This is a genomic window from Streptomyces sp. NPDC049970, from assembly GCF_040660235.1.
In the GTDB taxonomy this organism is placed as follows: Bacteria; Actinomycetota; Actinomycetes; order Streptomycetales; family Streptomycetaceae; genus Streptomyces.
Genome location: NZ_JBFALP010000003.1, coordinates 200,978 through 217,398 on the forward strand (window position 1 = coordinate 200,978; position 16,421 = coordinate 217,398).

Below are 16,421 nucleotides of genomic sequence, written 5' to 3' on the forward strand. Positions count from 1 at the left end.
AACGGAGGTTTGCGGTGGTGAGCCACTTCCACACACAGCGGCCGCGATGGTCGCCCGCACCCGACAAGGACCAGGTCGAGCACGCGACGATCGAGGTCCCCCGCGACTACGCCGACCCGGAGGGCGAGCGGATCACGCTCGCCCTCAGCCGCCGCCGCGCCACCGACCCGGTGCGGCGGCGCGGCATCCTGCTGGCCCTCAACGGGGGCCCCGGCGGCGACTGGGGCGGCGGCCGGGAGCTGCCCGACCGGTACGCCGGAACCCCGTTGGAGGAGGTCTACGACCTCATCGGCTTCGACCCGCGCGGCATCGGGGAGTCGACCCGGCTGCACGCGGAAGTCGCCGTACCGGCCCAGCCGTTCGACTCCCGCCCGCCGGACACCGCCTTCGCCGGGCTCGCCGAGGACATGCGGCGGCGCGAGGAGGCCTGCGCGCGGGGCGGCGGCGAGCTGCGCCCGCACATCAGCACCCGTAACACCGCCCGCGACATGGACGTGGTCCGCGCGGTGCTGGGCGAGGAGCGCATCAGCTTCGTCGGCTACGCCTACGGTGCCTACGTGGGCGCCGTGTACGGCAGCCTCTTCCCCGGCGGCCTCGACCGGCTGGTGCTGGACTCCTGCGTCGGCCCGCACTGGACCTGGCGCGAGCAGTTCCTCCAGCAGGGGGACGCCGTGCAGCGCAACGTCGACCTCTGGGCCCGCTGGACCGGCGAGCGGCACGGCAGCTTCGACATCGGCGCGTCGGCGGAGCAGGTCCTCACCACCGTCGAGGAGGCGGTGACCGCCCTGGAGGCGCTGCCCGAGGACGCCGTACGCCTGCGCACCCTGTTCGACGGTGCCGTGGGCAACCGGGCCGCCGACCGGGGCCGTTGGGCCGGGCTGGCGGTCCTGGTCGCCGGAGTACGCCGGGCGGCCGGGGAGGGCGACCCTGACGCCTGCCGGGAACTCCTGGCCGAACAGGGCACCTGGCGGCCCGCTGACAGCGAGGGCGACCTGCGCATCGGTGTCCTGGAGGCCATCACGCTGGAGCACGCCTGGCCGGCCGACCTGGAGGTCTACTACCAGGACATGCGCGAGTTCCGGAAGCGGTTCCCGTACGGCTTCGGGGTCCTGCGGGCCTCGCCGTGGGTGGGGGCGTTCCGGGCCTTCGAGGCCGCCGAGGAACCGGCCGAGCTGTCCCGCGAGGGCTACCCGACGGGACTGATCGTGCAGGCCGACGGCGACCCCATGGACCACTACGACGGCGGTGTGGCCATGGCCGAGCTGCTCGGGCACCACCTGCTCACCGTCGAGGACTCCGGCGAGCACGAGGTGTACGTGCTCGGGGGCAACCCGCACGTGGACGCCGTGGTCCACCGCTACCTGGTCGACGGTGTCCTGCCCGCCGAGCGCTCCTCCTGCCCGGGCCGGACCCCGCGCCCGGACGTACCCGCGGACGCGTAGGCAGGCGCGCACGGCGCTCAACGCACGAAGCACGAAGCGCCACGCACGACGGCGAACGCCCGGCCGGGACGATCCGGCCGGGCGTTCCGCCGTGCCCGGTGGCGGGCGGGCACGGCGGCCGGCGGGCACGAAGAAGGGGCGGTGCCGTCGCCATCCGACGGCACCGCCCCGGTCCTCCCCGCCGGCACCGGGCCGGCGGCGTACCGGTCACCAGGTGACCGGCAGCTCCCACAGGCCGTAGATCACGGCGCCCTCCTTGCGGGGGATCTCCAGGAACGGCTTGGCCAGCTTCAGCGTCGGGACGCGCTGGAACAGCTTGCCCCAGACGATCTCCAGTTCGAGACGGGCCAGGTCCGCGCCGATGCAGTGGTGGACGCCGTGCCCGAACCCGAGGTGCTTGCGGCTGCCGCGCCGGATGTCGAGCTTCTCCGGCTCGGGGAAGACCTCCGGATCTCGGTTGGCGGCCAGGCCCAGGCAGAGGATGCCGTCGCCCTTGCGGATGGTCTGGCCGGCGACCTCGATGTCCTCCAGCGCGACGCGCGGCACGGCGGTGTCGCCGATGGTCGCGAACCGCACCAGCTCCTCCACCGCGGGCTTGACCAGGGACGGGTCGTTGATCAGGAGTTCCAGCTGGTCCGGGTTCTCCAGCAGGCAGGCGGTGCCGAGCGAGATCTGGCTGGCGGTCGTCTCGTGGCCGCCGTTCATGAGGAGCCGGACCATGTTGAACAGGTCGCGGTCGGTGTACTCCTCGCCGGACGCCTCGTAGTCGGCCATCGCCCGGCTGAGGAGGTCCTCGCCCGGCTCCTTCTTCTTCAGCTGGATCAGCTCGCTGATGTACGCGTTCACCTCGACGATGGCGGCCTGCCGCTCCTCGGTCGAGCTGTGCCCGCCGAGCAGCGCGGTGCCGTGCTTGATGAAGAACTCGTGCTGGTCCTGCGGGATGCCGAGCAGTTCGCAGATCACGGTCATCGGCACGGCGAGGGAGAACACCCGGTGGAAGTCGGCCGGGGCCTCCATCGCCAGCAGCTGGTCCAGGTGGTCGTCGACGATCTCCTCGATGCGCGGGCGCAGCCGCTGGACCTGCCGGTGGGTGAAGGTGAGCGCGGCCTTGCGGCGGGTGCTGCTGTGGGCCTGGCCGTCGTAACCGATGAAGGACGTCTCCGTGCGGTACTCCGGCGGCGCGACGAAGTAGAAGGGGAAGTTGTCGTGCTTGCGGGACGCGCTCAGACGCGGGTCGGTGAGCAGCTCACGTATCGTCTGATAGCCCGTCACCGTCCATATGCGCAGGCCGGAACCGTCCAGCGTGACCTGCGAGACGTCCTTCTCGGCCATCTCGGTGTAGGCCCGCGGGGGAGTGAACGGGCACTGGCGCTTGTACGGGAACGTCTCCGCCTCCGCCTCGGCGGGGGCAGCTGACTCCAGGTCACTGATGGTCACAGGGGATCGATCCTCTCCGGTCCGTAAAGGTGATGACACGCGGGTGGTGCGACGCACGGCTGTGCGGCTGTTCCTGCGGTGCGCGGGTGGAGACGTACGGCGCTCAGCGTGCGGCCACGTCCATTCCGCCGTCCAGGGTCAGGATCTGGCCGGTGACGAGGGAGTCGGAGGGCTCGGCGAGCCGGGCCACCCAGGTGGCGATCTCCTCCGCCTCCGCGATCCGGCCGAGCGGCACGGACTGCGCGACACCGGCGAAGAGCCCCTCCACCTGCTCGGGGGAGAGACCGTTGGCGAGGTAGGCCTCCGTGCGGACGAAGCCGGGGGCGACGGCGTTGACCCGGATGCCCCGCGGGGCCAGTTCGGCCGCCCAGCTCCGGGTGAAGCTGTGCACGGCCGCCTTGCTCGCCGAGTACAGCGAGCTCTCCGGGCCGGGGTTGTGCCCGCCCCTGCTGGACACCAGCACGATGCTGCCACCGGGCGTGCTCAGCAGCGGGAGCAGCTCCCGGGTCAGCAGTACGGGCCCGAGGACGTTGGTCTCCAGGACCTCCCGCGCGGTGTCGGGGTCCAGGGCGGCGAGGGGCGTGAAGCGGAAGACCCCCGCGTTGTGCACCAGGACGTCCAGCGCGCCCCCGTGGTCCTTGACGGCGGCGGCGACGGCCTCCGCCCCGGACGCCGTGGTGACGTCGGCGGTGACGGGGACGATCGCCGGGTGCTGGGCGGCGACTTCGGCGAGCCGGCCCTCGCGGCGGCCGGTGATGATGACGGTACGGGCGCCGAGGCCGGCGAAGGCCAGGGAGGAGGCCCGGCCGATGCCGGTGCCTCCTCCGGTGACGACGACTGTCCTATCGGCAAAAGGCTGGTCCGACATGGGAGTTCCCTCTCTCGGCCGGTGGTGGCGACGGGGCGGCGGGGGCCGGGCCGTCAGTACACCGAACCGGGCTGGGGCGCCGGTCGAGCGGACGCGGAGCGCGCGGGCGGCACACCCCCGCGCCCGGGAGGCCCGGTCGGGGCGGCCGCTGTGCGGCGGCCCGCGCCGACCGGTCGGTGGAGGTCAGGACCATCCGCGGCCCGCGCCGGCCGGGCTCAGGGGTGCCCGTCGAAGACGACCTCGGCCGACGCGCTGTCCGCCGCCGCGAAGGAGAGCAACCGGCCCCCCTCCTCGGTCAGCCGGTCCCGCACCGGGCGGGTGAGCGGGGCGAAGGGCTGGAGGACCAGCCGGGCCGCCCCGCGCTCCCGGTCGACGCGCCACATCCCGGCGACGAAACCGTCCACCAGGAAGGTGGGCCGGATCAGGCCGTTCCGCGTGAAGACGTGTCGGCGCCGCTCCTCGGTGATGATGCGGGAGCGGTCGGCGTGCGACAGCAGGATGTTGTCGAAGTCCGGCAGGAAGCGCACCGGCGCCGGGGTGCCCGGGCCCGGCCTCGGCGCCTCCGGCAGGTCGTAGAGCCTGCGCCCGTCGGTGCCCCGGAAGACCCGCAGGCGGGTGCCCAGCCGCCCGACCACGGACGCCAGGCGGGTCATGCCCGACCACACCTGCATGTCCTTCACCGAGGCCGGACCGAAGGCGGCGAGGTAGCGCTCCACCACGGCCGCCGGGTCCGGCACCTCGTCCGGCTCGCGGCCCAGCCAGGACACCGCCGTGGTGTGGGCGGCCTGGCCGCTCTCACCCCACAGCCCGCGCGGCGGCACCTGGACCAGGGGCACCAGACCGCGTACGGCGTTGGCCAGCGCGAATGCGTCGTGCTCGGGCCACCGCTCGGCGAGCAGGGTGCCGAGGGCGCCCAGTGTCATGGCCTCCTTCTCCAGGGCCTCCACACCCAGGTCCACGACCTCGGCGAGGTCGAGGCCCGCGAGCTTCCGGCCGAAGGTGCCGTTCAGCGAACGCTCCAGCGACTCGGCGAGCACCGGCCGCAGACGAAGGCAGTCCCGGGCGGACACCAGGTGGATGGTCCCGCGCATCAGCGCCAGCCGCACCACCTCCCGGCTCTGCACCCTGGCCGCCAGGTCCAGGGTCCGGAACCCCGCCAGCCGGGTCCACAGCCCGACGTACGGGGGGTTGGGCGCCTGGGCCTGCATACCGACCAGGTGCTCCACCGCCTCGACCGCGCCGAGGTCCGAGCGCCGCAGGAGCAACTGGCGTGCCAGCAGAGCCCGGTTGAGCTGTACGTGGTCCAGTACGTCGGGGGCGGGTGCCGCCATGGCTGTCCTCTTCCGGAAGGTGCGGTGGGTCGGGTCCGTCGACGGGCCCGGCCGGGGCGCACGGCAACGCCGCAGGTGCCCCGGGTCCGCGTGACCCGGGGCACCTGCGGCGGTCCGGCGGCGTCGACCGCCGGACCCGGCCAGGAGAAGGGGCGGTGTCAGGCGCCGAGCCTGACCAGGACGGTGCCGCTGTAGCGGCGGTCCAGCAGGTCCACGAACGCCTGGGGGAGCGCGGGTACCCCGCCCTCCACGACGGTGTGCGGGAAGACGATCTTCCCGTCCGCCAGCCAGGCCCCGAAGCGGGCGTTCCAGCCGTCGATCTGGTCCGGGGTGTGCATGGTGGCGAAGCCGCGCAGCGTGAGGTCCTTGGTGATCGCCGACATCAGGGGGAGCCGGGGGCTGCCGCCGTCGTCGCCGTGCTGGCCGGCGAGCACCCCGCACAGGGCGATGCGCGCGCCGCGCGAGGCCACCTGCACGGCGGCCTCGAACTGCTCGCCGCCGACGTTGTCGAAGACGACGTCCACGCCCTCGGGCGCCAGTTCGGCGAGCTGCTGGGCCACCGGCCCGTCGTGGTAGTCGAAGGCCGCGTCGAAGCCGACCTCCTTCACCAGGAAGTCGATCTTCTCCTTGGACCCGGTGCTGCCGATGACCTTCGCCGCGCCGTGCAGCTTGGCGATCTGGCCGGCCAGGGCGCCGACGCCGTTCGTGGCGCCGGAGACGAAGACGACGTCCCCCTCCGTGACCTGCGCGGTCTCCGCCATGCCGTGCCAGGCGGTCGGCCCCTGGGACAGGAAGTACTCGGAGGACGGCAGCAGGGAGCGGTCGCGCCTGAAGAACTCGTGGGCGGTGCCCACGGCGTAGTCGCGCCAGCCGGAGAAGTGCTCCACCAGGTCCCCGACGGCGAGGGCCGGGCTGTTGGAGCGCACGACCGTCCCGACGGTACGGCCCCACATGGCGACCCCCGGCTGGAACACCGGGATCGGCAGCGTGGTGTGCGGATTCATCTGGTCCCGGGCGACGGAACCCAGCGTCATCCAGTCGTTGCGGACGACGACCTGGCCCACGCCCGGCTCGGAGAGCTCGGACTCGGCGAGCTCGAAGTGGTCGAGGGTCACATCGCCCTCGGGGTAGGAGGCCAGCCGGACCTCCCGGCTGGTGGCCGGCAGCTGATCGGCGGTCATGCGGTGCTCCTTCGCAGGTGGAGGGGAAGACGGGAAAGGTTGTGGTTGACGTCGCCCGTGCGCCAGGGGAGTTCGGCCTCCGGCACGGCGAGGCCGGCCCCGGGGAAGCGGCGGGTCATCTCCTCCAGGGCCACGGCCAGTTCGAGCCGGGCCAGCGGAGCTCCCAGGCAGCGGTGGATGCCGTGCCCGAAGGCGAGGTGCGGATTGTGCGTACGGCCGAAGTCGGCCCTCGCGCCCCCCGGGAAGACGTCCGGGTCCCGGTTGGCCGTGACGAAGGCGAGGAACACCGCGTCACCTGCCGGCACCGTGGTGCCCCCGATGTCCACGTCCTCCAGGGCGATACGGGGCAGGCCCGAGGTGTCGTTGCCGTTCAGGTTGACGATGCGCAGCAGCTCCTCGACGGCGGCCGGGATCTCCCCTGGCTCCTCGCCCAGCCGGCGCCACACCTCGGGGTGCCGGGCGAGCAGCATGGCGGCGAAGTTGCCGATCTGGCCCGCCGAGGAGTCGAAGCCTGCGCCGAGCAGGGTGAATCCGAGGCCGACGAGCTCGTCGAAGGACAGCCGGTCCTCGCCCGCGCGTGCCGCGGCCAGCGCCGACAGCACGTCGTCGGCGGGCTCGCGGAGCCGGGCCGCGACCAGTTCCGCGATGTAGCCGCCGAGTAGCCTGCCGCCCTCGGCGGACTCGTCCTCGGGAGCGGAGACGTCCGCGAAGCGGCGTACCCAGGAGTGGAAGCGGTCCCGGTCCGCCTCCGGGACACCCAGCAGTTCGCAGATGACCGTCATCGCCAGCGGAGCGGCGAAGCCGGCGACCAGATCGACGGGTCCGGCGTCCGCCTCCTTCTCCAGCGCGTCCAGCAGCCTCCCCGCGACCTCCCGGACACGGGGGCGCATCGACTCGACGCGTTCCGGCGAGAAGGCCTGCGCGGCCAGGTCCCTCAGCCGGGTGTGGTCCGGCGGGTCCAGCGAGACGATCATCCCCGGCGGAGCCTGGAACAGCCCGCCGAACCTGGGCGCGTCCGGTGCGTACGAGGCCGCCCGGCTGAAGCGGGTGTCCTCCAGCACGGCGCGCACGTCCTGGTGGCGCGTCACCAGCCAGGCGTGGCCGCCGCCGGCCCAGTCGACGCGCAGGACGGGCCGTTCGGCGGCGAGCCGCGCCAGGAGCGGGGCGGGGCCGTCGTAACCGGACCCCGGGAAGGGGAAGTCGGGCAGCTCACCGTGAGCGCCGACGGGGCAGGAAGTCATGCCGGTGCCTCCTCGGCCGTACGGTCAGCGAAGCGGCCGGAAGAAGGAGCGCAGCTCGTCCACGAGCAGCTCCGGCTGCTCCAGCGCGGGGAAGTGGCCGCCACGCTCGTGGTCCGTCCACCGGCGCAGGTCCGTGAACCTGTGCTCGCACCAGGCGCGCGGCATCCGCGCGTCACGTGGGAAGACCGAGCAGGCCGTGGGGACGTCCACCCGGTCGAGCGCCATCTTGTTGTGGCTCTCCCAGTAGATCCGCGAGGAGGAGGCCCCGGTCCCCGCCAGCCAGGCCAGCGTGACCGCGTCCAGCAGGCGTTCGGCGGGGATCACCTTCTCCAGGTCCCCGTCGTGGTCGCTCCACGCCCGGTACTTCTCCACCATCCAGGCCAGCTGGGCCACCGGTGAGTCGGTGAGCCCGTAGCCCAGGGTCTGCGGGCGGGTGGACTGCACGGCCGAGTAGCCGCCCTCGGACAGCTGGAACTCCTTGAGCGCCGCGAGACCCGCCAGGTCCCGGGCGTCCAGCTCCACCTGCTCCTGGGGCGGCCGGGCGAACGGCATCACCAGGTGAATGCCCATCAGATGCGCCGCGTCCGACGTGCCCAGCGCGCCGGTGAGGAAGGAGCCCCAGTCGACGCCGTGGGCCGCGTACCGCTCGTACCCCAGGCGCGCCATCAGCTGCGCCCAGGCGTCGGCCGTGCGCTCCACGGTCCAGCCCGTCGCGGCGGGCCTGTCGCTGAACGCGTAGCCCGGCAGTGACGGGGCTACCACGTGGAAGGCGTCGGCCGGGTCCTCCGGGTCGGTCAGGGGCCCGACCAGTTCGAGGAACTCGACGACGGAGCCGGGCCAGCCGTGGCTCAGCAGCAGGGGAACCGCCTGCGGATGCGGCGAGCGCACGTGCAGGAAGTGGATGCCGAGGCCGTCGATCTCGGTCCGGTACTGGGGGAGGGCGTTCAGCCGGGCCTCGGTGGCGCGCCAGTCGTAGGTCGTGCGCCAGCGCTCCGCCAGGTCCCGCAGGTAGTCCAGCGGGACCCCCTGCGACCAGTCGTCGACCGTCTCGGCCTCGGGCCACCGGGTGCGTGCCAGACGGTCCCTCAGATCGTCGAGGTCCGCCTCGGGAAACGCGACGCGGAAGGGCGTGAGTGCCGTACTCATGCGGGGTTTCCTCCAGGGCTGAGAGAGGGGGCCGGTCCAGCTGACGCTGTGCGGCGGGACGCTACGGACCGGCCCTCGAGGCGGGCTGGAACCCGCCGGCCGGCGCCGCGCACTCCGCCCCGCCTCGTGCCGCACGCGAGCCCGGACGCCCACCCTGCGAGCCCGCGACCGGTGACCAGGAGGAGCAGCGATGACCACATCCACCGCGGCCGGACCGCTGTACGGCCTGAAGGTCGTCGAGCTCTCCGCGATCGGGCCCGTCCCCTTCGCCTGCATGATGTTCGCCGACCTGGGAGCCGAGGTGCTCAGGGTCGAACGGGCGGACGGGCGAAGGTCGTTCGCCGAATGGCACCGGGAGCTGGACCGGGGCAGGGAGACGGTCGCCCTCGATCTGAAGGACCCGGCGGGTACCGGGGAGCTGCTGCGGCTCGTGGACGGCGCCGACGTACTCGTCGAAGGGTTCCGGCCGCGGGTCGCCGAGCGCCTGGGCATCGGACCCGAGGTCTGCCTTCGGCGCAACCCCCGGCTCGTGTACGCCCGGATGACCGGCTGGGGGCAGGACGGCCCGCTCGCCCTCACCCCCGGCCACGACATCAACTACCTCGCTCTGACCGGTGCGTTGTACGCGACCGGGCAGGCGGGCGGGCCCCCCGTGCCTCCGGTGAACCTGCTGGGCGACTTCGGCGGCGGTGCGATGTACCTGGTCGCGGGCGTCCTCGCGGCGCTCCACGAACGCGGGGCCTCCGGGTTCGGCCAGGTCGTCGACGCGTCGATCGTGGACGGTGTGAACAGCCTCCTCGGCATGGTCGTCGCGATGGCGGACGCCCGGCAGTGGCGCCACGAGCGCGGCTCCAACCTGCTCGACGGCGGCGCGCCGTTCTACACCTGCTACGCCTGCGCCGACGGCGGCCACGTCGCCGTCGGCGCCCTGGAGGACCGCTTCTACGCCGCCCTCCTGGACGGTCTGGGGCTCGACCCCGCGCTCCTCCCGGACCGTACGGACCGCGACGGCTGGCCGGCCCTGCGCCGGGCGTTCGCCGACCGGTTCCTGCGCCACGACCGGGACACCTGGGCCCGGCGCTTCGAGGGGACGGAGGCCTGCGTCACCCCCGTACTGCGCGTCGACGAAGCCGCGCGGCACCCGCACCAACTGGCCCGCGCCAGCGCTCCCGCCGCTCCCGCACCACGGTTCAGCCGCACTCCAGCGGTACTCCACCGGCAACCGGAATCCTGCGGAGTGGACCCCCACGGCCGCAGGCCGTGACCTCACCGCTCCCGGCCCCCAGGGGATCCCTCCGGGACATCCAACCCCCCCGTGCATCCAGATTCAGAGAGGTACACCATGGCTATTTCCTCGGAGCAGGCTCCGTCCGTGGAGACGGAGGTGGAAGGGAAGCAGACGGATGCCGGCTCGGTGAAGCTGGATCCGAAGCGCTGGGCGGCGCTCCTGGTGCTGCTCGTCTCCGCGTTCATGGATCTGCTCGACGGCACGATCGCCAACGTCGCGGCCCCCTCCATGCAGCGCGAGCTGGGAGCCGGCTACTCGGCCATCCAGTGGGTCCTGGTCGGCTACCAGCTGGCCTTCGCCCTGATGCTGATCCTCGGCGGCCGGCTGGGTGACATCTACGGCCGCAAGAAGATGTTCATGATCGGTGTCGCCGGGTTCACGGCGATGTCCCTGACGGCCGGTCTCGCCCAGGAGCCGTGGCAGCTGGTGGCGTCCCGGGTCCTGCAGGGCGCCTTCTCGGGTCTCATGATCCCGCAGGTGCTGTCGATCATCCACGTCACCTTCTCGAACAAGGAGCGGGGCACCGCCTTCGCCCTGCACGGCCTGGTCGGCGGTCTCGCGGCCACCCTCGGGCTCGCCCTCGGCGGCCTGATGGTCCAGTGGGACCTGTTCGGCCTCGACTGGCGCCTGATCTTCCTCATCAACGTGCCCATCGGCCTGCTCGGCCTGGTCTACGGCTCCAAGGTGATCACCGAGTCCAAGGCGCCCCAGGCGCTCAAGCTGGACACCATCGGGGTCGTCCTGGCCACCGTCGGCCTGGTCATGCTCGTCTACCCGCTGCTCCAGGGCCGCGAGCTCGGCTGGCCGGCCTGGGGCTACGTCTCCATGATCGCGTCGGTCCCGGTGCTCGTCGGGTTCGTCCAGTGGCAGAAGCGCAAGACCCGCAAGGACGGTTCGCCGCTCGTGGAGCTGGCCCTGTTCCGTACCCGCAGCTTCTCCTCGGGCCTCGCGGTCAACCTGATCTTCTACACCGGCATGGGCATGTTCACGATCGGGTGGACGCTCTACATGCAGATCGGCCAGGGCTGGTCCCCGATGCGCGCCGGCCTCACCAGCCTGCCGTTCTGCATCGGTGCCTTCCTGACCGCCACGACGTCCGTGATGATCCTGGTCCCGAAGTTCGGCCGCAAGGCCATGCAGGCCGGCGCCGTCGTCCTGGTCGCCGGTCTCGCCGCGTACATCTGGGTCGCCGGGGAGTACGGCAGCGACGTCACCTCCTGGAACATCGCGATCCCGCTCTTCCTGATCGGCCTGGGCTTCGGCACGGTGGCGACCCCGCTGCCGCTCATCGTGACCTCCGAGGTCGACCACAAGGACGCGGGCTCCGCCTCCGGTCTCGTCAACACCAACACCCAGCTGGGCTTCGCGATCGGCGGCGCCCTGGTCAGCGTGGTCTTCTTCGGCGGCCTGGTGGGCAACACCGGTACGAGCGTCGACGACCAGCTGCCCGACCTGCGCAAGGAACTCGTCGCCACCGCCGGGGTCACCCCCGGCGAGGCGGAGAGCGTCGCCACGGCCTACCGCACCTGCGCCGTGGACCGCGCCGGTGAGAAGGACGCCGCGATCGTCCCGGCGAGCTGCACCGCCGAGCCGCTCCGCGCCCCCGAGGTCGCCACCGTGCTCGACGGCTACCAGAAGGACGCGACGGGCACGTCCTTCGCCGCCAGTTTCCAGACCCTGCTGACGGTGTTCATCGGGGTCACCGTGGTGGTGTTCCTCCTGCTCTTCGCCGTGCCCCGCAGGCTGCGCGAGGAGACCGCCGAGGAGGAGGGCACCGAGCCCGCCCAGGTCTCCTGAGACCCGCGGCGCCCCCGCACCGGTGACCGGGCGGCGGCCCCGGACGGCACCACGCCGTCCGGGGCCGCCTACGTGCGTCCGGCGCCGCCCGGGTCCGGGGCGAGGGACGGCGACGGTGCCGCGGGCCGGGGTCGACCTGGGCTCCAGCGGCCCTCCGTGCGTCCGCCCGACCCTGGGGACCACAGCCGGAGAAGCCGGCCACCGCCGCCGGGACAGCCCGGCCGGCCGGCAGACATCCAGACAGAGGGAGCGGCGATGGCTGAGCAGAGCTTCCAGCTCTACGACACGACCCTGCGCGACGGCACCCAGCAGGAAGGCATGGTGCTGACGGTCGAGGACAAGCTCGCCGTCGCACGCCGGCTCGACGACCTCGGCGTCGGGTTCATCGAGGGCGGCTGGCCGGGCGCCGTACCGAAGGACACCGAGTTCTTCCGCCGGGCGCGCACCGAGCTCGGCCTGAAGCACGCCGAGCTCGCCGCCTTCGGCGCCACCCGGCGGCCCGGCGTGCCCGCCTCCCTGGACCCCCAGGTGCGTGCCCTGCTGGAGGCGGAGACCCCGGTGGTGACCCTCGTGGCCAAGAGCCACACCGGTCATGTGCGCAACGCCCTGCGCACCACGCTCGCCGAGAACCTCGCCATGATCAGCGGCACGGTGCGACACCTGGTGCACGCGGGCCGGCGGGTCTTCGTCGACGCCGAGCACTACTTCGACGGCTACCTGCTCAACCGCGAGTACGCCCTCGCGGTCGTGCGCGCGGCGGCCGAGGCCGGTGCCGAGACCGTCGTCCTGTGCGACACCAACGGCGGTTCGCTGCCCGACGAGGTGCGCGCCGTGGTCGCCGAGACCCTCGCGCTGACGGGCGTGCCGCTCGGCATCCACTGCCACAACGACACCGGCTGCGCCGTCGCCAACACCATGGCCGCGATCGACGCCGGAGCCGTCCACGCCCAGGGCACCGCCCACGGCTACGGCGAACGCTGCGGCAACGCGGACCTGTTCACTGTGATCGCCAACCTGGTGCTCAAGCGCGGCCGGGAGGTCGTCCCGCTGGAGAAGCTGCGCGGGCTGGCCGCGACCGGCCGGGCCGTCACCGAGCTGACCCAGGTGCCGGGCAGCGCCGCCGCGCCCTACATCGGCGGCTCGGCCTTCACCCACAAGGCCGGACTGCACGCGTCCGCGCTGCGCGTGGACCCCGACCTCTACCAGCACACCACGCCGGAGTTCGTCGGCAACACGATGCGCACCCTCGTCTCCGACATGGGCGGGCGCTCGTCGATCGAGCTGAAGGCACGGGAGCTGGGATACGACCTCGAAGCGGGCTCCGACGAAGTGGCCCGCGCCGCGTCGCGGGTGAAGGAGCTGGAGAACGCCGGCTACAGCTTCGAGTCCGCCGACGCGTCCTTCGAACTCCTGCTGCGCGAGGAGCTGGCGGGCGGCCGCGGACCCAGGCCCTTCGAGGTCGAGTCGTGGTCCGTCGGGGTCTCCGGCGCAGGCGGCGGGGAGGTCAGCACCGAGGCCACGGTACGGCTCACCGTGCAGGGCCGGCCCGTCACCGCGACCGGCCACGGAAACGGCCCGGTCAACGCCCTGGACACCGCGCTGCACACCGCCCTCGACCCCTGCTTCCCCGCCCTCGCCCGGCTCGAACTCGTCGACTACCGGGTGCGGGTGCTGAGCGGGGAGACCGGAAGCGGTGCCGCGGCCCGGGTGCTCATCTCCTACCGCGACGGGCAGCGCCACTGGGGCACCGTCGGCGTGGACGGCAACACCACGGCGGCCAGCTGGCACGCGCTCCTCGACGCCGTGCACTACGTCCTGCTCGACGGGCCGCCGGGACGGGTCGAGGACGCCCCGCCGCTGGCCGCCGCCACGGGCTGAGCCCGCGACCCCTCTTGGAGTGACAGTGCGTCTGGAAGACGTCTACATACGGGGGACCTCCACCCGGCTCCCCTCCCGCATCCCGGTCGCCGACGCCGTCGCCTCCGGGGCCTGCCCGCCCCGGGTGGCCGCGGCCACCGGCATGGAGTCGGTGGCGTACTCGCCCCACGAATCCGCCGCGGAGATGGCCGTGGCCGCCGCCAGGACCGCGCTGGAGCGGTCCGGCACCCTCGGCGGGGACGTCGATCTGCTGCTGCACGCGGACACCTACCACCAGGGGCAGGACCTGTGGCCGGTCGCCTCCTACATCCAGCGCGAGGCGCTCGGCAACACCTGCCAGGCCGTCGAGATCCGGCAGATGTCCAACGGCGGGCTCGCCGCGCTCGACCTGGCCACCGCCTACCTGACGGCGGGCCACGGCCACAGCGACGCCCTCCTCACCACCGCCGACCGCTTCTGCGCCCCCGGCATCGACCGCTGGAACACCGACCCCGGCACGCCGTACGCCGACGGTGCCACCTCGCTCGTCCTCTCCCGGCGCGGCGGCTTCGCCAGGCTGGTCTCGCTCGCACTGCACGCGGACCCCGAACTGGAGCCGCTGCACCGCGGCGACGACCCGTTCACCACGGCCCCGTTCGGCCACCGGATGCCCGTCGACTTCGAGGCGGCCAAGCGCGCGTTCGTCGGCCGGACCGGGATCTCGTACGCCATCACCCGCGCCCACAACGGCCAGCAGACCGTCATCAAACAGGCGCTGGCCGACGCCGGGTCCGAACTCTGCGACGCCGACTGGGTGGTGCTCCCGCACTTCGGCCGCCGCCGGCTGGACTCCATCTACCACAAGCCGTTCGGCATCGACCCCGGTCGCACCACCTGGGAGTGGAACCGGACGGTCGGACACCTCGGCGCCGGCGACCAGTTCGCCGGCCTCGACCACCTGACGGCCTCCGGCCGGGCCCGCCCCGGCGACCGGATCGTCCTGGTCAGCGTGGGCGCCGGCTACAGCTGGGGCTGCGCGGTCGTCGACGTACTCGAGACTCCCGCCTGGGCGGCCTGACGGCCGTCCCGGGGCGGGTCCACCGTTTCTCCAGTTCCGCTTGAGCAATTCATGTCAGCCTTGTGATCCGCCCTGCTGCGGACCGTTCGAAGGGAAGGTTTGCCGTGGCGCCGACCGCTACGTCCGAGACCGAAGCACTCCATGTCACGGAGCACTCCATCACCGTGGCGGCTTCCGCCGCCGCCGTCTACGCACTGGTGGCCGATGTCGCCGAGTGGCCCCAGGTGTTCGGCCCCACCGTGCACGTCGAGGTGCTTGAGGAGGCCCCCGCCGAGGGCGGCGACCAGCTCCTGCGCATCTGGGCCGTCGCCGGCGACAAGGTCCGCACCTGGACCTCCCGCCGCTTCCTGGACCCGGCCGCCCGCACCATCACCTTCCGCCAGGTCGTCACCGCCGCACCCGTCGCGGCCATGGGCGGCGAGTGGCGCGTCCAGGAGCTGGAGGACGGCACCACGCGTGTGACGCTCCTCCACGACTACCGCGCCGTGGACGGCGACCCGGCGGCGGAGGAACTCATCGAGGCGGCCGTGGACGGCAACAGCCGTGCCGAGCTCCTCGCCCTCAAGAACACCGCCGAACTGGGCGAGGCCCGCGAGGAACTCCACTTCACCTTCAGCGACTCCGCGACCGTCTTCGGCGCGGCCGGCGACGTCTACGCCTTCCTGGACCGCGCCGACCTCTGGCCCGAGCGCCTCCCGCACGTGGCCAGGCTCGACCTCACCGAGGACGAACCGGGCATCCAGCACATGGACATGGACACCCGCAGCCCGGACGGCTCGACGCACAACACCACCTCGGTCCGGGTCTGCTTCGAGGACCGCGACGTCATCGTCTACAAGCAGCTCCGCGTCCCGGTCGCCATGGCCGGGCACACGGGCCGCTGGGTGATCGAGTCGCTCGGGGACGGCACCGTCAGGGCCACCTCGTGGCACACCGTGACCCTGGACCCGGAGGGCGTACGCACCGCGCTGGGACCCGAGGCCACCCTTGCCGAGGCGCGGGCGCTGGTGCGCAGGTCCCTCGGCACGAACAGTTCCACCACCTTGCATCACGCCAAGCAGTTCGCGGAGGAAGCGCGTGCACAGTCGTAGTCAGGACACCCCTCTCACCGTGGTCAACAGGTTCGAGGTCAAGGGCGACACCGGGCGGTTCGAGCGCGAGTTCCGGGACCACTCCCAGTACCTGCGCAGACGCGAGGACTTCGACTTCCTCGTCACCGTCCAGCTCGTCGAGCGCCCCGAGGTGTACGTCCACCTCGGGCACTGGCGGACCACGAGAGGCTTCCTGGACACCGTCCACGACGACACCTTCCAGGCCCACGTCAGACAGCTCGGCCCGCTGGTCGACACCGAGGTGGACCAGGCCGTCAGCGTGGCGCGGGTGCTCAGGGCCGACGCCGTGGTCGGGGCGGCGAACGTCCTGCTGACCCGGGCCAGGGTCTTCGGCGACCGTGAGGTCTTCGAGCGGTACTTCGCCGAGTCCGGCGAGCACTTCGCACGGCTCGGCGGCTTCGGCGGCAGCGATCTGCTGCGCTCCACCCTGCGCCCCGACGTCTACACCGGTCTGCAGTGGTGGCAGGACCCGGAGGACTGCGACCGCGCCCTGGCGGACAGCGGACGCCTCGCGCTCGTCGAGCAGGTGCGGCGGACCGCGGACGTCGTCGTCGAGCGCACCCGGCACGTGGCCTACGAACGCGTCCTGAACTGACGGCGACCAGCGCCACCAGCACCCGACCAGAACCGCCGGAGCCGAGGA

13 protein-coding genes are annotated in these 16,421 nt (G+C 72.8%); 7 read left to right on the forward strand and 6 right to left on the reverse strand.

Going from position 1 to position 16,421, the window contains the following annotated elements:
• Positions 1-17 precede the first annotated feature (17 nt).
• Positions 18-1,442: an alpha/beta fold hydrolase gene (locus AB0I83_RS07200; RefSeq protein WP_363303902.1), complete on the forward strand. Its 1,425-nt coding sequence runs from the start codon at positions 18-20 to the stop codon at positions 1,440-1,442.
• 207 nt (positions 1,443-1,649) lie between these two features.
• Here the strand turns inward: AB0I83_RS07200 and AB0I83_RS07205 are convergent, their stop codons facing one another.
• The 6 genes from AB0I83_RS07205 to AB0I83_RS07230 form a co-directional block, all read right to left on the reverse strand.
• Entirely contained in the window at positions 1,650-2,879 is a 1,230-nt protein-coding gene (locus AB0I83_RS07205) for a cytochrome P450 (protein ID WP_356535844.1), read from the reverse strand.
• Positions 2,880-2,982: 103 nt separating this feature from the next.
• Positions 2,983-3,747 (reverse strand): SDR family oxidoreductase, encoded by a 765-nt coding sequence (locus AB0I83_RS07210; protein WP_363303903.1) that lies wholly within the window; start codon positions 3,745-3,747, stop codon positions 2,983-2,985.
• 215 nt (positions 3,748-3,962) lie between these two features.
• On the reverse strand, positions 3,963-5,078 hold the full coding sequence (locus AB0I83_RS07215) for a winged helix DNA-binding domain-containing protein (protein WP_363303904.1): 1,116 nt from the start codon (positions 5,076-5,078) through the stop codon (positions 3,963-3,965).
• A 158-nt stretch (positions 5,079-5,236) separates the two neighbouring features.
• On the reverse strand, positions 5,237-6,259 hold the full coding sequence (locus tag AB0I83_RS07220) for an NADP-dependent oxidoreductase (RefSeq protein WP_363303905.1): 1,023 nt from the start codon (positions 6,257-6,259) through the stop codon (positions 5,237-5,239).
• On the reverse strand, positions 6,256-7,500 hold the full coding sequence (locus AB0I83_RS07225) for a cytochrome P450 (protein ID WP_363303907.1): 1,245 nt from the start codon (positions 7,498-7,500) through the stop codon (positions 6,256-6,258). The genes AB0I83_RS07220 and AB0I83_RS07225 overlap by 4 nt, the downstream gene beginning before the upstream one ends.
• A 24-nt stretch (positions 7,501-7,524) precedes the next feature.
• Complete coding sequence (locus tag AB0I83_RS07230; protein WP_356535849.1) at positions 7,525-8,646, reverse strand: epoxide hydrolase family protein; 1,122 nt, start codon at positions 8,644-8,646, stop codon at positions 7,525-7,527.
• A gap of 190 nt (positions 8,647-8,836) precedes the next feature.
• Here AB0I83_RS07230 and AB0I83_RS07235 point away from each other — a divergent pair, with 190 nt between their 5' ends.
• The 6 genes from AB0I83_RS07235 to AB0I83_RS07260 all read left to right on the forward strand — a co-directional run bounded on the left by AB0I83_RS07235 (position 8,837) and on the right by AB0I83_RS07260 (position 16,373).
• Positions 8,837-9,910: a CaiB/BaiF CoA-transferase family protein gene (locus tag AB0I83_RS07235; RefSeq protein ID WP_363303909.1), complete on the forward strand. Its 1,074-nt coding sequence runs from the start codon at positions 8,837-8,839 to the stop codon at positions 9,908-9,910.
• Positions 9,911-9,988: 78 nt separating this feature from the next.
• On the forward strand, positions 9,989-11,731 hold the full coding sequence (locus tag AB0I83_RS07240; RefSeq protein ID WP_356839563.1) for an MFS transporter: 1,743 nt from the start codon (positions 9,989-9,991) through the stop codon (positions 11,729-11,731).
• A 255-nt stretch (positions 11,732-11,986) separates the two neighbouring features.
• Positions 11,987-13,609 (forward strand): citramalate synthase, encoded by a 1,623-nt coding sequence (gene cimA, locus AB0I83_RS07245; protein ID WP_356535852.1) that lies wholly within the window; start codon positions 11,987-11,989, stop codon positions 13,607-13,609.
• A 25-nt stretch (positions 13,610-13,634) separates the two neighbouring features.
• Positions 13,635-14,666 carry a ketoacyl-ACP synthase III family protein gene (locus tag AB0I83_RS07250; RefSeq protein ID WP_363303910.1) on the forward strand — a complete coding sequence of 344 codons (1,032 nt, stop codon included), beginning with the start codon at positions 13,635-13,637 and terminating at the stop codon, positions 14,664-14,666.
• 104 nt (positions 14,667-14,770) lie between these two features.
• Positions 14,771-15,757, forward strand: a complete 987-nt coding sequence (locus tag AB0I83_RS07255) for an aromatase/cyclase (protein WP_356535854.1) — start codon at positions 14,771-14,773, stop codon at positions 15,755-15,757.
• Positions 15,744-16,373: a hypothetical protein gene (locus AB0I83_RS07260; protein ID WP_356535855.1), complete on the forward strand. Its 630-nt coding sequence runs from the start codon at positions 15,744-15,746 to the stop codon at positions 16,371-16,373. Before AB0I83_RS07255 ends, AB0I83_RS07260 begins: the two co-directional genes overlap by 14 nt.
• Positions 16,374-16,421: the final 48 nt, after the last annotated feature.